The organism is Ruegeria atlantica (genome assembly GCF_013032455.1).
Classification (GTDB): domain Bacteria; phylum Pseudomonadota; class Alphaproteobacteria; order Rhodobacterales; family Rhodobacteraceae; genus Ruegeria; species Ruegeria atlantica_B.
Window position 1 is genome coordinate 47897 of sequence record NZ_WQCF01000009.1, and the last position, 18469, is coordinate 66365.

The window sequence follows — 18469 nt, forward strand, 5'->3', positions numbered from 1 at the left end:
AGTACGACTCGAACAGCCAGTTCTTGTCACGACGCCTAAGGTTAAAGTTGGCCGTTTTGTGCTTCTACACGAAATTGGGTTGGACTGATCCCCGACACACGACGGAACGCTCGCGCGAAGTTGGACGAATCCTCGTAACCAACGCACATCGCAATATCCACAATCTTGATATTGGCGTCGCGCAGCATATCTGACGCCACTTCAAACCGGGCAGCCTCGATTAGATCGGAATAGCTGACTCCCACATTGTTTAGACGCCGTTGCAGCGTTCGAATGCTCATACCTGCAATTTCCGCAGCCAATCCAATTGGTGGACAGCCGCTTGCCAAATAGGGTTCCATAAGGTTCCGCAGGTCCGACGCAAAGCCTTGACCTTTACTTTCAGACCCGGTTGCACCTGGCACATCGAGATTACGGATTTTGCCATTTGTTCTTTTGGCGAGATACTTAGTTGGCAATACAAAGGAGGTATGGGGCTCTTCGAAATTGAAGCGGGTATTGCCGTATTCGTCCAGGCTCTCGTCGCACAAATCAAACTTTTGCTGGAAAGTAATTCGGTTCGGCACCCAGCTTTGGCCCAGAACCGAGCGGACTATCCATATGAGCGCGCCAATGTGAAGCCAGGAACTGTCTGAGTGCGGCTTTGCCATTCTCTTGCCCGGAACATCAATCCAGATCAAAGTCTGTCCCCCGAAATGGTGCATACCTGACCGATTGTCAGAGTTTTCTTTTGCTACCAATTCAAAAAACGCCTTCAAACGACAGGCCAATGTAGGAGCGCCGGAAATTGAAGAGGCCAGATGTTTGCTGAGCAACGAACTGTCGAACTTCTTCAAGCTCAGCCAGCCTAGATTCTCTATACCTGCGCTGCGAGAACACCTTCTGGTGAAATTGCTAAGTGCGATGTTGCTGACATAAGCGTTGGGCATTTCCCTTATAAAAACGGGAAGATTGGCACGGCGCAACGCTTGTTCTACCGGTGCGCCAGTATCCTCCAACGTCTCGATAAAATGTATGAGGTGTGCTGCCCTCGCCATAGGAATTCGGTTCATCGCGCACCTAGCTCCCAACAATTCATCAATCAGATAACGCCACTACAGTCACAGCCGCCAAGAAACTTCTGGTCATTTCGCGCCAAATCGCCCGAATTATTATCCACTGGCGCGGCGAGACCGGAAGAAAAGGCCCCGTAAAGTAATATTCTTCGTCTAGGTAACACAAAATCTGGAATGGTTTCTTGACCTATCGCAAGTTAAATCTGCCCATTTCCGACGTCAGGACGGCGATTCTGGAATTATTGCCCCGTGGACAGACAAACATCGGGGATATTGCTCAGCGACTTGGGGTCAGTTCCAGAACACTTCAGCGGAAACTTGCGGCAAAAAACGTAAGTCACACTCAACTGGTCCAAAGAGCAAGAAACGAACTGGCGTGCATGTATTTGGCTGAGAACAAAACTCGCGTCTCTGTGATTGCAAGCCGTTTGGGGTATCGGGATGCGAGCAATTTCAGTCGGGCGTTTCACCGTTGGACGGGGCAATCACCTTTGGAATGGCGAAAAAAATTTCAGACCACCCAGCCGACCGACCAATCTTGCTCGCATCGCGGCACGGTAGTTCATTGTGCACGATCTTAATTTACTGGGGGTCACTCCAAAGTAGCTGACACAGCATCATTGTCGTGCGCCACAACCTGCGAAATCCAAAAATAGAGCCACGTTGGCATGAAATGACCAGCGGAGCCCAAGGGAATGAGGTCCGCTGGGCTGCAATCCGTGATTACAGCAATGCCGGAAAGAGTCTCATGGCAAATATCGCACCTCTTAGCGAGAACATCACCGTGCTGGTGTATTTTGGCGACGTGGTCTTCGCTGTAAGTGGAGCGCTGACAGCGGCCAGGTATCGGATGGACGTGATCGGTTTCATTCTGATCGGGACAATTACGGGCATCGGAGGAGGCACGGTTCGGGACCTCATTATTGGTCGAACGGTTTGGTGGACCCAGAACCCATTTGAGTTGCTGCTGTGTGTTTCTGTATCACTCCTGACCTACTTTTTTTATCAGCGCGTCGCTCGACACGCGAGCATGGTATGGGCCGACGCGCTGGGGCTTTCGGCTGCGGCTGTTGCAGGCTGTCACATCGCGCTTGGCTTCGGCGTGGCTCCGGAGGTCGCAGTATTCATGGGGATGCTGACAGGCACCGGAGGTGGCCTGATCAGGGATATTATTACAAACACAAAGCCAATGATAACGGGCGGGCAGCTCTATGCCAGCGCGGCATTGATGGGGTCAGGGTGCTACGTCCTATTGCATCTGGTCCAGGTTCCCGAAGTTGTCGCGCAAATTGCCGCTTTCGCGACGGCGTTCGGATTGCGGGCCGCCGGCATCATTTTTGACGTGCGTATGGGGCCACCGGGCGAATTCATAACGATCGGTGACAACTCAGAACCAACATCACCTTCAGAGAATGAAGAACAGTGAAAATCAGCGGAGTCACATAACGAGACATTTGCCGGCCAATTGCGGCGACCGCGTCAGAGAATTTGAAATGGAGAAAACCAATGGCATATGATCTGGTCATTCTAAATGGGCGCGTCATCGATCCGGATAGCGGCCTCGACGCCATCAGAAACGTCGGGATCCGCGGTGGTACTATTGCTGCAGTCACCGAGAAATCGATCTCTGGCATCGAGTCAATTGATGCGACCGGACTGGTCGTCGCTCCAGGCTTCATTGATATGCATCATCACAACAGCGCAGTCCCCTTTGGTGAAAAGGTGGCACTGCGCGACGGAGTAACATCACCGCTGGAGCTTGAGGCTGGCGTTTCGCCTGTGGCCGACTGGTACAATAGATGCGAGGGAAAATGCCGGTCCAACTACGGTGCCACGGTAGGAACAATCGCCGCGCGGGAACGGACCTTCAATCCGGCCTATCAAACTGTATTTGCAGGCGACACCGTCTACGATCTGATGGCGGCACCCAAACAAAGTAATTCAACCGGTAAATGGTCAACGCAGGTGCCAACCGCAGACGAGATCACCAAAATTGGAGGGTACCTGGAGCAGGGTCTTAAAGAAGGTGCTATCGGGATCGGACACTGTGCTGGCTATATGGTTGGTGGCTCCACCACACAAGAGTCGATCATTGCACAGGAATTATCAGGCAAGTTTGGTCGCGGCGTCTATATCCATGCGAGATTCTCCAGCCAAATGCCACCGACGAGCGGGCTTCTTGGGTTCCTGGAACAAATGGCTGCGCAAGAGGTTTACGGAGGTGGCTTGCTGCTTATGCATATGACGGCTCAGGCCCTTGCCGAATCCCAACGCGCGCTCGACCTATTTGATGCAGCCCGCGCAAAAGGTATATCGATCTTAGGTGAAATATACCCCTACGATTTTGGGGGAACAATTGTCGGTGCCGACTATCTGCATCCCGACAATTACGGGCCAAATATGGGCCGAAAGATCAGTGACATTATTGAGACTGCTACCGTTACGCCTTTGACGCAGGAGCGGTATGACGAGTTGATCAAAACTGCGCCAACAACAAACGTAATGTTCTATAATGCAACGTGGGAAACCGTTTGCCAGTCCCTGGCGCATCCGACAACGGTTGTCGGCAGCGACGCCTTCCCCTATGTGATGAAATCCGACGGTAGTCCGGCTCTCGAATGGGACGTCCCTTTTGAAGACGTAAATGGCCATCCACGTGGCGCGGGTACGCACGCAAAATTCCTGAAAATGGTCCGAGAAAAACAAGTGGATATTCCATTGCCTCTGGCGATCGCCAAGATGACCAGCATGATTGCCGACTTTCTTGCCGAGAATGGAATTGAACAGATGAAGCGCAAGGGCCGTGTACAAGAGGATACTGATGCCGACATCGTTCTGTTCGATCCCGAAACCGTGACTGACAATTCCACAATGAAGGACGGCGGGCTTCCTTCGACCGGCATTCCCTGGGTTGTCGTAAATGGTACCGTAGTCGTTCGCGACTCGGAAAACGTGAATGATGTATTTCCAGGTCAGCCGATCAGAGCGGCCGTCAGCGGGTAAGCGATTTGCCAGGAAACCCGTCCGAACTCAAATGGCGTGTCAAGGCGTCGTGTCGGAGCATGAGATGACAGAAATACAGGCGAACGGTCTTTCATGGACCAAAACGTTCTGGACGCCGGGCGTTTCTTTCCGGGTTCCGGTGTTTCCTTGTTCGCGGCCGTTGTCTGATGTCATTCAAACAGAAACAGGATGGATGAGATGCGCCCCACGATCCCGGTAACCATTATAAGTGGATTTCTTGGAAGCGGAAAAACCACGGTGTTGAATCATATTCTCAGCGAATCCCATGGTGTTCGGGCCGCTGTCCTGGTGAACGATTTTGGAGCTATCAACATTGATGCAAAGCTGGTCGTTGGGGTGGAAGGGGAAACCGTAAGCCTGGCAAACGGTTGTATCTGCTGCAACATCCGAACCGATCTGATTGACGCTTGTAAGAATATCCTGGCGCGCACCGAACTTCCGGAGGCGATAATCGTCGAAACGAGCGGAGTATCTGATCCACTGGAAGTGGTTCACACATTCGACGACCCTGCTTTGCAAAACGTGCTGACGATTGGCGGTATTCTTGCTGTAGTTGACGCGGAACAGTTTCCTGTGCTGCAAACCGGGGAAGTGCGAAATCTTGCCCGAAATCAGATCCACGCATCCGACATCGTAATTTTGAACAAGACGGATTTGGTTGACACGAACCAACTGAAAAAGACACGGGACTTGATCCTGGAGGTTTCGCCGACCGCGCGGCTTTATCAGACGGTAAACGGGCGCGTGCCCTCATCATTGGTCTTTGACTTCGGGGATCAGTTCGCAAGCGCCGCTGACAAAATGGGGAGCCAAACCGGGAACCCTGCCCACAGCCATATATACGAGCAATTTGACACCTTTCACTGGTCCAGCAACCGTCAAATGTCATTAACTTGCCTTAAAAAACTGGCCGAGACCTTGCCAGATGAGATCTACCGGGCAAAAGGAATTGTGCATCTTGAGGAATTGCCCGGATATCGTGTTTCATTTCAAATGGTTGGAAAACGCTATAACTTTCAGGAAATTGATCTATGGGGACAGGACACCCCGAATACCGATATCGTTGTCATCGGTTCAACCGGCGTTTTCGACAAGGCTTGTTTAAACGACCAATTTGAGGCCTGCGTGGGGACAGGAAACGCCGAACAATCGCCGTTGCTGAAGCTCTCTCGCAGGCTCGGTCTCGCCGCAGAATAGAATCCGAGCGGCCTGCACAACAACTCCTGACACACACTTTCATAAACAACGATTTGACCCTGTCGCTCCTGGCTGAGTGAAACGAAGCGTTTTTGGCGTGAGATGACCGGACACATATCTCCTGTTGACTATCCTGACTGCTAACTCGGACCGAACGACCCTCTGATTGATATGAAAGGATTGGAGCCACCTCACCCAACAGAAATGTACAGATCCAGCCGGAAGCATATCAACCGCGCAAAGGCTCGGAACGCGCGCGCAATCGGTCGGCGCTAAAGCCGCCCCTGCTGATCCAAGGCGGCTCCAGAATTTGGTCGGATAATCTCGGCAGCGAAACTGTTAACCGGTTCGCGAAACGGAAAGGCAAACCAAAATGGCTAAGTTCGTTAATTTCATTGCGACCGCAAGTACGTTTGTGGCTGTCATTGGTCCCGCGACTGCCCAGGAAAGCGGGGCGTCCGATTGGAGCTTTTCAGCAGACGTCTATTTCTGGGGAGCGTCAATCGACGGAGACACTACGGAAGGCGATGAGATTGACATAAGTATCGATACTCTGCTGGACGACTTCAAGCTGGGGTTCATGGGCAATCTAACGGCCTACAACGGCAACTGGTCAATCTTTGCGGATCTTATTTACTTGGATGTTGGCGACAACGCGACCCAAAACGGTTCTATAGTGGGAATTCCCGCGGAACTGAACACAGACGTTGATCTTAAGGGCTACATCTCAACATTTGGTGTCGGCTATACGGTTCTCAAAAATGATACCACGCACCTCGATATCATCGGTGGCGGCCGTTATCTTGAGCTTGATACAAAACTCAAATTCAGTCTTACCGGAGGCGGGTCGCAGAAGTACAGTCAATCTGACTCGGCCTTTGATGCAGTTGTTGGTATTCGCGGATACAGTGACCTTAACGACAAGTGGTATGTGAACTACTACGCTGATATCGGTGCGGGAGACAGTGATCTGACCTATCAATTGGCCGCGGGTTTCGGTTACAGATTCGATAAGTTCGATCTCGCGTTCGGATATCGATACCTTTCTTGGGATCTTAATAACTTTGAACCGTTCGACGACCTAAACTTCTATGGTCCGTATATTGGCGCGCGGTTCACATTCTAGCCAGAGCCAACCGGCAATCTGTTGCGGCCCATCAATGATGCTTTTCGACGAGGGCACCATTGTTTCCCTCAGACGCGAACGGAGAACGGCTTTTGGTGGGATCCTTTTCACAAGCTGTTGAAACCCTTGACCTTTAGCACCGAACAGAAATGGAAGCTCGAACCGGATACCATGTCGAGGGAAGACCAGGAGTAGAAATTGCTCGCGCAGTTCAAAGAATTTTTTGCGCGGTTTCATTTTTCGTTTTGGTCGCGCCTGTCGTGGCTGACACTGCGCTCGCTCAATCGCAATTAGATATCTGTAAGCCTGATACTTCCCGGTTGGGCGGTCCTTCTAGTGTGCAAGGCCAGCTATCCGCCGACCAAAAACAGGGGTTATCGCCAGTAGACTCATCAGGAAAGCGCACCTGGTCGGACATTAAGGATTCGCTCAGTTCAGAATGTGGTTTTTCCATTGGGGGAGATCTCAATTTTCTGGGGCAGTTTTCTAATGGAGGAGCCGACAATCGGGATGCGGTTGGCGGAGTGGCCCGCTTGTATGGAATCTGGACAATCATTGGCAAAGGCAGCCCCGATACTGGTGCGATTCACTTCAAAATTGAAAGCAGGCATCGCCTTGGTACGTCGATTGCTCCCCAAGGTTTGGGGCCGGCTTTAGGGTACGCCGGGCTTACATCGGTCAGCTTCAGTGATGCCGGACAGCTGTTGACGAACTTGTATTGGCAGCAAACCTTCAATGATAATCAGTTCGCTATTGTTGCCGGTATCGTGGACACCACAGACTATCTGGACGTTTATAACCTGGTCAGCCCCTGGACAGACTTCAACAATTTGGTGTTTTCCAACAACCCGACGATTCCTGCGCCTAGCCAAGGGCTTGGAACAGCAATTCTATGGCGTTTTGGGAATCACAACTACGCCATCGCAGGTATAGCCGACGCAAACGGTCAGCCCGATGATCCAACTCAGGGCATCAGAAATCTGTTTGATAATGGTGAAACATTCAAGCACGTCGAGGTTGGATGGTACGATACTTTGGAAACCCGTTTTAGTGACAATTACCACTTAAGCGCCTGGCAGATTGATGCCCGCAGCGATGCTGGTATTGGCGGCGGCTGGGGTCTTGCGGTGCACGGCGGCCGGACGATTGCAGAGCGCTGGACACCGTTCATACGCGCAGGATATGCAAATGGCGGCGGCGCACCTGTGGACCGTAGCGTCAGTATTGGTACCGGATACTCGTTTTTTGATGGCCGGGACCAATTAGGATTCGGTCTGAATTGGAGCCGTGCGCCTCAGAATACAGTGGTTCAACCGTTGCGTGACCAATACACGGCAGAAGTTTTCTATCGGTATCAACCGATGCCAAGCCTGCAGATCACGCCAGGCCTACAGTATCTCGTCAATCCGGCTAACGCCCCGGACATCACCGATGAGCTTGTTGTCGGATTGCGGGTCAGGATAGTTTTCTGAGAACCTGTCATCGCGCGGAACCCGAAGACCTGCAGTTCTTGTAAAACCTATACCGGATGAAAAAGGTCAGCCACGGAAATGCGGATCCAGCGTGGATCGTTGCAGCGTCGATCAGTTCGAAACGTCACCTAAGTATGCGTCGGTCTGAACAAATCGGCAATTGAGCTCTGGTGGCGCGAAATGACCTGACTTCGTAACCACTCTGTAGCTAGCTTCAATTCAGTCCAGCCTCAAAGCCCAAGTCTTCTAACTACTCGTCAGCTGGACACCCAAGGCCTGGTCGAAGTGGGAAGGGTTGCCACCATTGCGACTGGACTGATGTCGGCCAGGTGAGTCAGGAACAAGAATGAAAACCTGTAAGCTTTGGACATTGAGCACATGCGACGCTGAACAATTCAGAAAAGTAACCACTTCTGATGTCAACTGCGCATTCGTTGATTCAACTACGTCACGTGTATTTCAGATGCTGTGTCTGTGTGTAGTAGTTTTAGTTCCTAGCGCCACTCTGGCTGTTGATCCGGTGCTTCACACTGTTTCTACAACCCGACATGCGGCCGCCCACAGTGATGCCGGTATTCGGAACGGAAACTTGATCGTGGCCCCCATTCCCTTCAGCAACGACACAATCGGAAGCGGATTGACACTCGGAGCAGGGTATCTTTTCAAAAACGAAGGATCGCGACCCTCCGCCGTTGGTTTGGCTTACGTGAGAACAAGCAACGGGACCAGTATTCTCGGGGCCGCTGGAAACATCGTTTTCGAAAATAACCGCTGGAGTCTTGGGCTGGGGGCGGTTGATGGTAACATTAACTACGATTTGCCCATACTTGGCGGCGCAGAAGTTCCTCTGTCACAATCGGTCACCGGTGGTGGAGCTCGACTGGAATACGGATTCAACGATGAATTCCAGGTCGGGTTCAGCCTTGGATATGGACAGTCAAAGATCACCATTGACTCCGACACAATCAATAATCTGCCTGCAAATTTGCAACCGGATCTTGACATCGACTTGGCCCGGCTGACCATTGATGTCCGGTATGACAATCGCAACGACACTTTTTATCCGACAGACGGCTACTTCACCTCATTCGATCTTTCCTATGCCGAAGTAGAAGATGATCTTTTTGATGGGAAAATCGGTCTAAGCGACCGAAACTATCTTAAAGGGATTGCAAAAGCGAATATTTACAAGGGGCTAACCAGTACCGGCGTTTTAGCGGGTAGCGCAGTATTGTGTGGTACACAACGCGAAGCTCCATTTTTTGACAGTTGCGGCGTTGGATTTGTTGACGGTCTGCGCGGTTTTTCTTCGCTGGGAGCGCTCGAGGAATGGTCCCTGTCAGCCCAAATTGAGTTTCGCCAACGCCTCGGGAAACGAATAGGCGTCGTGGCGTTCGCCGGTGCAGGTGCCGGAGGCGACGGATTAGACAGCCTGTCATTCGACAATGGCGGCGCTGCACTTGGAGCTGGTGTACGGTACCGTCTCTCAAAAAAATTCGGATTGGACTATTCGGTAGACTATGCGGTCAATGATCAAGGGGAGGGATTTTTGTATTTGTACCTTGGTAATCGCTTCTAAAAGCTCACGTGCTAAACCAGCATATGCAATCGAGAAATTGCAAGAATAGCTTCGGGCTGCCTTAGGGGGCACATTCTAACCTGCGTTGCGACAAATCCCCTATCTTGCTGAAAAGCAAGGAGAACGGAAAATGGCACACACGGAATTAGATCTGCACGAGCGGCGCGCCATTGAGAACATGTTGAACGCAAAGATGCCCGTCAGCAAGATTGCGGTCGAGATCGGCAGGCATCGGTCCACGATTTATCGAGAGATCAATCGGAACCGTTTCGAAGACTCCGAGTTGTCGCATCTGAGTGGCTACTATGGCGTCAAAGCACAACGAACGGCGCAGTCCAGACGCGCTCGGCGGCGCAAGCTGATCCGTTTGGAAAACCTGCGCGCGCATGTCATCGACCGTTTGATTGCAGGTTGGACACCGGAACAGATCGCGGGCCGCCTCGGTTACGACGATCAGCCTGTCCGGGTCAGCCACGAGACGATCTACGCCCATGTCTACAGCCCCGAAGGCCAATCCGAACAACTGGCGCGGCACTTGCCGAGCCGACGTAAGAAACGCCGACCGCGTTATGCCAGACGCCCCAGAGGCCAGGTTTTCCCGCCGGATCGGTCCATTCACCAGCGCCCGGGAGGCGTAAAAACACGCGAAGAATTCGGCGATTGGGAAGGCGATCTGATGATCTTCGAGCGCCACACGGGTAAAATGAATGTCGCCTCGTTGGTCGAGCGGAAGACCCGGTTTGCTGTGCTGTTCCGCAACAACGACCGCAGTTCAACGCATTTCATGAACAAACTGATGGATGTGATGGAACCCCTGCCCCAACCAGCACGACGCTCAATTACATTTGACCGGGGTTTTGAATTCCGAGAGTGGCGCAGGCTCAAATCGGGCATAGGTACTGAGAGCTGGTTCTGTGATCCTCAAGCGCCCTGGCAGAAGGGATCGGTTGAAAACCTGAACAAGCGGGCCCGCCGATACCTTCCACGCGACACCCAACTCGCGGCGCTCTCAAATCGCAAAATGAAGGCGATTTGAGAGCGCCTGAACGGAACCCCGAGAAAGTGCCTCGGATGGCAAACTCCAACCGAGGCATTCAGAGATGAACTCATGAAACTGAGATAGCGGGAACCGTCGCAACGACCCTTGAGACTTCTTCACGTCACACGTGAGCTACATCCCGAACCTGGATTGCTTATGGGTTACACCTTCAGAACCATATCTGCCGAGTGACCAGTGAAACATCGTATGTGATGGGAAGCATCCCCAGGAAATCGAGGATCGTGTCAACTTGACTGTTTACCGTCCGAATATTCGAAATGGCATCGCATTTGGTTGAGCAGTCAGCTTTGAGAGGTTCCGATTTACCGGCCATCTCAACAAATACATGATGCCTGCTCAATAGATTGGCACCACCCCTGCCCTGCGTTCCGATCAATGAAGTGTTGATAACAATATCGGCTGCCCGGATGTTGTCAGTACCCACCCGAAATGTCGTAGACAGCCCCTGTTTGGACAACTTGGATACGAGGGTCTCGGCCTTCTCAACCCGACAGTCCGACACCGAGACCTCAGCCGCTCCGGCCTGTGCCACAGCATGTGCAACCGCGGCACCAGCGCGCCCACATCCGAAAATATGAATTGCGCTCTCTTGTACGATTACACCAGTTCGCCAGAGCTCGTTCACCAACGCTTTGCCATCTGTCACGTCAGCAACCCAAGCCCCGTCAGCTTCGACCCGTACGATATTTGCCGCCCCCACAAATTCCGCAGATTTCGAGATGTGATCGACATACTCCAGCACAGTAGCATCATGCGGCTCCGTGATTACGAGACCTACCAAATTGCGCAAGTGCCGAAATCCCTCGAGCGCCTTGCGCAGACCGTCGGGATGGACATCCGCTGGAATAAAGAGCGTGTTATGACCAAACTGTGCTGCCCGATCGCTTAGCAAGACTGAATAGTCGGTCTCGGAGACGGGGTTGCCGAACACCGGCACAATGAGCGTCTCGCTCGAAACACTTAATCGTGTCGTTTCAGAATCCATTGTCCCCCCAATGATATGTACTGTCCTTGGAACCTGCTGTTATGGCGGGGTGGTGCATTTCCTCACCCCATCACAATCATTCCGCCCTTTGCGTCAATCTGACTGCCGGTTTGAACGTGAACCGATTTGATCTCCACGTCGCTGTCGGCATGAAGGTCTGCTCCCTCGTCCAGCCAACCAAACTCCTACAGCAATGCAGAGAAACCGTCGTGTGCCTCGGCGAATTAAACCCGATCATTTCCAGATGAACTCCTTAACCAATCCACGACCGGATCAATCTGCGCTGAAGAGTTCAGCGTTGGTGTGTGACCGACGCCCTCGAACTCAAGGAACTCGGCGCTGGGAAGGCGGTCGATCATCCTGTCGAGCAGGTTGGGAGGCAGAAAATCAGAGTCCGTTCCTCGCAAAATCAGGACGGGACATGTGATTTTTTCCCAGAATTTCCATAGGTTGAAATGCATGAACATGAAATATTGGCGAAAGTTCTGCATGATGTCGGGGTCGTGGTGAGTGTGGTAACCGTCGCCGGCTTCAAAGCTGCTGGTTTTGGCCATGCGCGCCCAGTCAGCGTCGGTCATCGGACCAAAAGGGGCCAGTGTTTCGCGCAGGTGCGCCTCAACCTCTTCCAAAGATTCGAACACGCGTTGATTTCCGGCATAGCTGGTTATCCTGCGCAGCGCGGTATAGGGAATCTCGGGCGCAATGTCATTGATAATTAACCGCCGGATTGGAGTGTTTGACAGCCCTGCCAGTGCAATACCGATGAGTCCCCCCAAGGACGTGCCAACCCAATCGATGCTGCTATAACCAAACCGCGACAAAAGCACCGTCATATCCATGTTGTACTGCAACAGGTGGTAGTCGGACGGATCGTTGAGCCAGTCGCTTTGGCCCCGACCTGGCAAGTCGGGACAGATGACCCGGTGGGTTACCGCCAGCCGCGCAGCCAACGGATCGTAGTCATGCGCGTTGCGCGTCAGCCCGTGCACACAGAAGGCTCTGTCTGACGCGGTCTCGTCTCCCCAATCGCGATAGGCGACATCATGAAAACCATGCCTTGAGATACAGCGCACTTTGCCCAAACGCGGCTCTGCGGGAGGGCCTGATGATTGTGTGACCTTTTTCGTTGTTCCGGATTTTGGATCAATTTTGTTCATCGTCTTTCCGTCACGACAGCTGATCTGCCAACGCGTGTGCTGAGATCTCGCTTTGCCAGTTCGGCGCCGAAACGCAGCCTCAGGAACGGGCTGCGTGTCAGCCGAACTGCGGAACGGTAGTAGCGTTTTTCTAACTCCGCAATCGCATCCTGGTAGGCGGACTCCAGCGCTGGATCGAGGCTGAACCCGTCGTACCAAACTGTGCAATCCACTTGGCCTTCACGTCCGGCACAATGGCGCGCGACTATCTCTTGCAACTCTGTAAGTTGCGACGGAGTTGCCATCCTGTAACCGCGAAAGTTCACATTTAGTCGATTGGCTTGGGCGTCAAAGCGGATACGGTCCTCTAAGGTCGCATCGAATATGTCGGCGCGAATCCCCATCGGCTGTTCGAGGAAGATGCGTGGATCCATTTGGCGCACGGATTTGATTACCGGCACAAAACCCATGTTGGGCAAGATATCGCGTTCAATCTCCACCCCCGGCGCCACCTCTATCAGTTCCAATCCGTCCTTAGACGCGCGGAAGACGCAACGCTCGGTGACGTAGAGCACCGGCTGGCCGGTTTCGGCTGCAAGCTCGCCGGAGAAGGTGATCTGCTCGACTTGCGGCACGAACTTCTGCACTTTGCCTTCCTGCAGGATGTGCAATTCGCTATCTTCCACTGCCACCTTCAGCCCGCCAGCAGTCAAGGTACCGGCGAGTACCAGTCGGCTGGCATTCTGACTGATATTGATGAAGCCACCGGCACCGGCAAAGCGTTGCCCGAATTTGGAGACATTGACGTTGCCGATACGGTCGGTCTGCGCCATGCCGAGGCAGGCCATATCGAGCCCGCCGCCGTCATAAAAGTCGAACTGTGTGTTCTGTGGAATGATAGCGTCGGGGTTAAGTGCAGCGCCGAAGTTGAGCCCGCCCTGCGGCATGCCACCGATGACGCCCGGTTCGGCGGTGAGTGTTAGGCAGTCGAGCATGCCTTCCTCAGCAGCCACCGCCGCTACGCCCTCCGGCACGCCGATGCCGAGATTGACAACGCCGCCCACTGGCAGCTCAAAAGCCGCGCGCCGGGCGATGATCTTGCGTTCATTGAGGGCCATGACTGGCATCCGATCGAGCGGATGGCGCAACTCGCCGGAATAGGCATGGTTATAGGGAGTGGCATAGGTCTGCAGGTGGTTCTCGGGCTTCGAGATCACCATGGCATCGACCAGTGCGCCGGGTATCATCACGCGCTTGGGGCTGAGCGAGCCGTGGATCGCGGTGCGCTCAACCTGAACGATCACCACACCGTCGGAGTTGTGCGCCGCCATTGCCGCCGTTGTGGCATCCAGTTTCAACGCCTCGCGCTCCATGGTCGCGTTGCCCATGGTATCGCCGGTTGTAGCCCGCAGGAGGGCGACATCGATAGGGAAAGTCTTGTAAAAGAGCCAGTCCTCGCCACCGATCTGTTGCAGCTCCACCAGATCCTCGGTGGTGTGGTCATTGATCTTGCCGCCTTGCTGACGTGGGTCGACGAAGGTTCTGAGACCAACTTTGGAATGAATGCCCGGTTTGCCACCCGCGATTTCGCGGTAGAGCTGGCTAACCACGCCCAGCGGCAGGTTGTAAGCCTCGATCTCGCCTTCTACCGCCATTTTCGCCAGTTTCGGCACCAGCGACCAATGTCCGCCAATGCCACGTATCACCAGCCCAGGATGTGCCAGCCGGTTAAGGCCGCGATCTTTGCCGTCGCCAGGAGCGGCCGCGAAGACCAGTGTCAGGTCGCGCGGGTGGCCTGTTTCCAGAAACCGTTTCTCCAGCGCGATCAATAACTCGTCCGGCGTGCCGACGCCAACAAAACCGGAAATGCAAACCGTATCTCCGTCTCGGATGACCGAAACCGCATCGTCGGCGCTAGCGAGCTTTCCCTGCATGGCGTTATTGCCGCTCCATCAGCCAGTCAAACACCCCATCGCCGACGATGCCCTGGCTTTTGCCGCTCACATAGACGCCGACATGGCCGCCAGGCAGGGCGATCTCGGTATAGTCCGGCGTGCCGACATATTTCTCCAGCGCCTTCGAACAGGGTGGGGGAATGATGTGATCCTGCAACGCGTAGACGTTCAGTACCGGCATCGTGATGTTTTCCAGATCGATGGTCTGACCAGACATCTCAAAGGTACCCTTGATCAGCCGGTTTTCCTTGTAGAGCTCGATCAGCCATTGCAGCGCCGCTGCCCCTGGGTGGTGCGGCCGGTCGGCAAGCCACTTCTCCATCCTGAGGAAGTTCAACAAACGCTTTTCGTCCGAGGCTGCCTCGATCAGATCGAGATTGTATTTGGTCAGTGTTCTGACCGGTGTCATCATCTGAAAGACGCTCGCCATGATCTCGCCCGGCAGGTTGCCGAAAGCGTCGATCAAGAGGCGAATATCCTCATCTTCGAGATTGCGGGTCCAGAGATTGATGAAACCATGGGTCTCGTCCGCATCTTCTTCGTCGCCGTGGAAGTCGATCGGCGTGATGGTCAGGATCAAGTTCTTGACCTTTTCCGGATGCTGGGCGGCGTAGAGGGTCGAGAACACACCGCCTTCGCAGATCCCCAGAAGCGTCACCGCATCGACCCCGGCGTGGGCGCAGATCGCGTCGACGCAGTCGTCGAGATACCAGTCGACATAATCATCCAGCGTTAGGTTCTGATCTGCGCGTGTCGGGTGACCCCAGTCAACCACGTAAAGGTCAACACCGCGTGCCAGTAGGTTACGCACCAGCGATCGATCCTCCTGCAGATCGGCCATGGTGTAGCGCCCGATTAGCCCGTAAACGATCAGAACCGGCCCTGTCTTGGCCTTAACACCATCGAGCGGATCGTAATGGTGAAGTGTGATCTTGTCCTGCGCGTGGATCGGGGTCTTCGGCGTCGCGCCTACATCTACATCTGCCTCTTTCACCTGTGCCAGCGTCTTGGCGCCTCTGGTAAGTTTCACATAGAAGTCAGAGGCTTCCTTGAGTGCCAGGTTTTCAGGGGCCAAATCGTCAGTCATTGGATACCTCCGCATTGGTGCTCGTGCGTGGCTTACGCGCAGTAGACTTGCGGGCCGGTGCGGATTGCGCCGCGACGATCTTTTTCAAATCCCGGAGTTCGCGCCGCAGCCGATAGACCATCTCGTGCAGGTCATCGATCTCGGTGCGGGTCGGGATCGAATGGGTCTCGCACCAGAGCTCGACCATCTCGCGCTCTCGCAAGCGGTAGTCCACTCCGGCGCGCAGAAGCTTGCGTTGCGCCTTGAGGAACGCATCGGTGCGCTGGGTGGCGATGAGCTCGTCATTGGCGATCTCCAACCAACGGGTAATCACCACGCGGGGGCCGGTTTTCCAGATATCTGGATCGGCCATCGCTTCCTTGCTGAACCGTTCGAAGGCTTTCGACCAGGCCTTGGCCGTCACCATCCGGTATTCGGCGCTTGCCTCTCTGAGCGCCAGCCATTCCTTCGTCGCCTTCAACCCCTGCCGCTCAAGCGTGCCGATATCGGCAAATTCCGGACCTTCGACCAGCTTCTGAATGGTCTGGTTGATCTCGTCGGAGCCGGCATAGAGGAACTGGCCCGGGTCGAGCATCCGCTTCAGCACTTCCTGCGCGATCCCTTCACCGCCGGGCGACCCCATACCAGACTGGCGCAGGAATTTGCCAGACCACTCCTGCGCCTGGCTGCGGACATCCGACCAGAGCCGTTCCGTCGTTGCCATCAAATCATCATTGCCAATTGTGCCCATGTTTTCGGTCATCTGCTTCCAGAACGGCGCCTGTGCCTCAAACATCTGGGTCTGCGCGTTGATCCAGGCATTGTAAAGCGGATGCACTTTGAAGGGATCGTCGGTCATCACAGCGCCCGCTCGTAGATATCGCGCGCCGCCTCAAGCGTCATCTCACGCGGGTTGTTGATCAGGAGACGCTCCTGTTTCATCGCGTCTTCTGCCAGCATGGGCAGGTGATTGTGGCCGACACCAACTTCTGCGAGCTTGGATTGCATCCCAAGTTCCGGCCCAAGCTTCAGGAAGCCATTGACCATTCCATCTGCCCGCGCGGTAGTAGACTTTCCGGCAAGCTCGGGGAAGATGATCGGCGCCAGTTCGGCATACATCGATTGCGCCTCGGGCATGTTGTAGTCGAGTACGTAAGGCAGGACGAGTGCATTCGACAGCCCGTGTGGCACGTGGAAATGCCCACCCAGCGGATAGGCGAGAGCGTGGACCGCCGCCACTGGCGCGTTGGCGAATGCCATGCCGGCGAGCATCGAACCCAGTAGCATCTGGCTCCGAGCCTCGCGGTCTTCGGGAGTGAAACAGGCCTTGCGAATATTGGCGCCCAGAAGCTCCAGCGCCTGTTTGCCGAGACAATCTGACACCACGTTCTTGAGCCGCTTTGAGGTGAAGGCCTCAATGGCATGTACCATCGCGTCGATGCCCGTGGCGGCCGTCACCGGCGCCGGCAGGCCCACTGTCAGTTCGGCATCCAGTATGGCGTAGTCGGGCAAGAGCTGTGATGCCACCACGCCCTTTTTCTCGTTGGTGCCGGTGGTGACGATCGAGATCGGCGTCACCTCGGACCCGGTGCCCGCTGTTGTCGGCGCCAACACCAGCGGCAGCCGTTCGCCGCGTACCAGATTGACGCCGTACATCTCGCCCACCGACTGATCAGTGTTTAGAAGCACCGCGATGAGCTTGGCGGTGTCGAGCGACGAACCTCCCCCTACCGAGGCCACACAATCGACATTTTCCGCCCGCGCCTGTTCGACGGCATCCAAAATCATCGCCTCTGGTGGGTCAGGCTGCACCTCCGTGAAGGTCCAAACTTCGAGCCCTGCAGATTTGAACCCGTCAAGTGCCGCATCAGCCAGACCCAGCTTGAGAATCATCGCATCGGTGACAAAGGCCACCTTCTTGCACCCGTGCGCCGCCAAGATCTCGCCAATCTTGGCCGTCGCCCCCACTTCGGACAGGACCGAGCGAGTGGTTTGAAAGCTAAAGGATGTCATTGACACCTCCTGCGCATGGGTTACGAGTATCTGTGTTTGAGGGGGGGTCGTATAATTCTCGTTTCTCGCGGCCGTCGGGTTTGACCAAGCGAAGATCGATCAACCTATAGAATAGCCCCCATCGACAGGCAGAAGCACTCCGGTCATGTATTTGGCTTCATTGGACGCCAGAAATCGGATAACGGTCGCGATGTCTGAAGGCTCGCCCCAATCTCCCATTGGAATTCGATCCATTATCTTTCGGGAGCGTTCCTCGTCGTTATATGCATTCGAGGCGAGTTTCGTTTTGATCCAACCCGGAGCCACGGCATTCACACGGATACCGTCCTTTGCCCAAGCTGTGGCCATGGAACGGGTTAGAGCAACGATTCCGGCCTTGCTTGCGGCATAACCCGGCGAACCCGGTGATCCGAAGTAGCTCCACATCGACGCGATATTGACAATCGACCCTCCAGCCTTGGCCAGGGCTGCTTTTGCTGCGTTGGCGCAGTATAGGACCGCGGTCAGATTTACATCGAGAACAGCTGAGAAATGGGCAGGTTCCCACTCCCTCTGATGCCGCAAGATGCCTGCACAATTCACCAATGCAGATATCTCGTCGAACTCCTCGAAGAAGGCATTCACTTCTGCTTCATCCGAGAGGTCTAGTTTCTCGAATCGGATATTCTCGGGCAGCTCGTCAGTTCGATCCAGACCGACCGCCACAACGTCGCGCCCGGCGTCATGCAATGCAATTGCCGTTGCCGCTCCGATGCCGGTCCCTCCGCCAGTCACTATTGCCGTCGCCATGACTTCTTCCTT

The 18469-nt window shown here is 54.4% G+C and carries 15 protein-coding genes and 1 pseudogene; 8 read left to right on the forward strand and 8 right to left on the reverse strand.

The annotated features are described in order from the left end of the window. Positions 1-41: 41 nt before the first annotated feature. Positions 42-1052 (reverse strand): helix-turn-helix transcriptional regulator, encoded by a 1011-nt coding sequence (locus GOW93_RS15600; protein ID WP_170386274.1) that lies wholly within the window; start codon positions 1050-1052, stop codon positions 42-44. Positions 1053-1297: 245 nt separating this feature from the next. On the opposite strand from GOW93_RS15600, the gene GOW93_RS20940 reads away from it, so the two are divergent. The 8 genes and pseudogenes from GOW93_RS20940 (at position 1298) to GOW93_RS15640 (ending at position 10576) form a co-directional block, all read left to right on the forward strand. Beyond that, positions 1298-1636 carry a helix-turn-helix domain-containing protein gene (locus GOW93_RS20940; RefSeq protein ID WP_368039681.1) on the forward strand — a complete coding sequence of 113 codons (339 nt, stop codon included), beginning with the start codon at positions 1298-1300 and terminating at the stop codon, positions 1634-1636. Between the two features lie 44 nt (positions 1637-1680). Beyond that, positions 1681-2481, forward strand: coding sequence for a trimeric intracellular cation channel family protein (locus GOW93_RS15610; RefSeq protein WP_217354797.1), 801 nt, complete (start codon positions 1681-1683; stop codon positions 2479-2481). Between the two features lie 80 nt (positions 2482-2561). Further along, positions 2562-4058, forward strand: coding sequence for an amidohydrolase family protein (locus tag GOW93_RS15615; RefSeq protein ID WP_170386280.1), 1497 nt, complete (start codon positions 2562-2564; stop codon positions 4056-4058). Between the two features lie 198 nt (positions 4059-4256). Beyond that, on the forward strand, positions 4257-5276 hold the full coding sequence (locus GOW93_RS15620) for a CobW family GTP-binding protein (protein ID WP_170386283.1): 1020 nt from the start codon (positions 4257-4259) through the stop codon (positions 5274-5276). A gap of 373 nt (positions 5277-5649) precedes the next feature. Beyond that, positions 5650-6402 (forward strand): hypothetical protein, encoded by a 753-nt coding sequence (locus tag GOW93_RS15625; protein ID WP_170386286.1) that lies wholly within the window; start codon positions 5650-5652, stop codon positions 6400-6402. 149 nt (positions 6403-6551) lie between these two features. After that, entirely contained in the window at positions 6552-7874 is a 1323-nt protein-coding gene (locus GOW93_RS15630) for a carbohydrate porin (RefSeq protein ID WP_170386289.1), read from the forward strand. 595 nt (positions 7875-8469) lie between these two features. Then, positions 8470-9453 carry a BamA/TamA family outer membrane protein gene (locus GOW93_RS15635; RefSeq protein WP_170386292.1) on the forward strand — a complete coding sequence of 328 codons (984 nt, stop codon included), beginning with the start codon at positions 8470-8472 and terminating at the stop codon, positions 9451-9453. Positions 9454-9583: 130 nt separating this feature from the next. Then, positions 9584-10576, forward strand: a pseudogene (locus GOW93_RS15640) (IS30 family transposase). Positions 10577-10661: 85 nt separating this feature from the next. On the opposite strand, the gene GOW93_RS15645 reads toward GOW93_RS15640, so the two are convergent. The 7 genes from GOW93_RS15645 to GOW93_RS15675 form a co-directional block, all read right to left on the reverse strand. Continuing rightward, complete coding sequence (locus GOW93_RS15645) at positions 10662-11498, reverse strand: hypothetical protein (protein ID WP_170386295.1); 837 nt, start codon at positions 11496-11498, stop codon at positions 10662-10664. A 224-nt stretch (positions 11499-11722) separates the two neighbouring features. After that, the gene (locus tag GOW93_RS15650) at positions 11723-12655 is read right to left on the reverse strand and encodes an alpha/beta fold hydrolase (protein WP_170386298.1); all 933 of its coding nucleotides are present in this window, start codon (positions 12653-12655) and stop codon (positions 11723-11725) included. Next, complete coding sequence (locus GOW93_RS15655) at positions 12652-14568, reverse strand: acyl CoA:acetate/3-ketoacid CoA transferase (protein ID WP_170386301.1); 1917 nt, start codon at positions 14566-14568, stop codon at positions 12652-12654. The genes GOW93_RS15650 and GOW93_RS15655 overlap by 4 nt, the downstream gene beginning before the upstream one ends. A 4-nt stretch (positions 14569-14572) precedes the next feature. Beyond that, positions 14573-15676: a class III poly(R)-hydroxyalkanoic acid synthase subunit PhaC gene (phaC, locus tag GOW93_RS15660; protein ID WP_170386304.1), complete on the reverse strand. Its 1104-nt coding sequence runs from the start codon at positions 15674-15676 to the stop codon at positions 14573-14575. Beyond that, the gene (locus GOW93_RS15665) at positions 15669-16514 is read right to left on the reverse strand and encodes a poly(R)-hydroxyalkanoic acid synthase subunit PhaE (RefSeq protein ID WP_170386307.1); all 846 of its coding nucleotides are present in this window, start codon (positions 16512-16514) and stop codon (positions 15669-15671) included. The genes phaC and GOW93_RS15665 overlap by 8 nt, the downstream gene beginning before the upstream one ends. Further along, positions 16514-17668: an iron-containing alcohol dehydrogenase gene (locus GOW93_RS15670; RefSeq protein ID WP_170386309.1), complete on the reverse strand. Its 1155-nt coding sequence runs from the start codon at positions 17666-17668 to the stop codon at positions 16514-16516. The genes GOW93_RS15665 and GOW93_RS15670 overlap by 1 nt, the downstream gene beginning before the upstream one ends. A gap of 99 nt (positions 17669-17767) precedes the next feature. After that, positions 17768-18457 (reverse strand): SDR family NAD(P)-dependent oxidoreductase, encoded by a 690-nt coding sequence (locus GOW93_RS15675; protein ID WP_170386312.1) that lies wholly within the window; start codon positions 18455-18457, stop codon positions 17768-17770. Positions 18458-18469: the final 12 nt, after the last annotated feature.

Excerpts from the sequence above, each read along its gene's own strand:
- phaC (WP_170386304.1), bottom strand. The coding sequence starts at position 15,676 with ATGACTGACGATTTGGCCCCTGAAAACCTGGCACTCAAGGAAGCCTCT.
- GOW93_RS15620 (WP_170386283.1), top strand. The coding sequence starts at position 4,257 with ATGCGCCCCACGATCCCGGTAACCATTATAAGTGGATTTCTTGGAAGC.
- GOW93_RS15625 (WP_170386286.1), top strand. The coding sequence starts at position 5,650 with ATGGCTAAGTTCGTTAATTTCATTGCGACCGCAAGTACGTTTGTGGCT.
- GOW93_RS15670 (WP_170386309.1), bottom strand. The coding sequence starts at position 17,668 with ATGACATCCTTTAGCTTTCAAACCACTCGCTCGGTCCTGTCCGAAGTG.
- GOW93_RS15645 (WP_170386295.1), bottom strand. The coding sequence starts at position 11,498 with ATGGATTCTGAAACGACACGATTAAGTGTTTCGAGCGAGACGCTCATT.
- GOW93_RS15665 (WP_170386307.1), bottom strand. The coding sequence starts at position 16,514 with ATGACCGACGATCCCTTCAAAGTGCATCCGCTTTACAATGCCTGGATC.
- GOW93_RS15600 (WP_170386274.1), bottom strand. The coding sequence starts at position 1,052 with ATGAACCGAATTCCTATGGCGAGGGCAGCACACCTCATACATTTTATC.
- GOW93_RS15675 (WP_170386312.1), bottom strand. The coding sequence starts at position 18,457 with ATGGCGACGGCAATAGTGACTGGCGGAGGGACCGGCATCGGAGCGGCA.
- GOW93_RS15655 (WP_170386301.1), bottom strand. The coding sequence starts at position 14,568 with ATGCAGGGAAAGCTCGCTAGCGCCGACGATGCGGTTTCGGTCATCCGA.
- GOW93_RS15615 (WP_170386280.1), top strand. The coding sequence starts at position 2,562 with ATGGCATATGATCTGGTCATTCTAAATGGGCGCGTCATCGATCCGGAT.
- GOW93_RS15650 (WP_170386298.1), bottom strand. The coding sequence starts at position 12,655 with ATGAACAAAATTGATCCAAAATCCGGAACAACGAAAAAGGTCACACAA.
- GOW93_RS15630 (WP_170386289.1), top strand. The coding sequence starts at position 6,552 with ATGGAAGCTCGAACCGGATACCATGTCGAGGGAAGACCAGGAGTAGAA.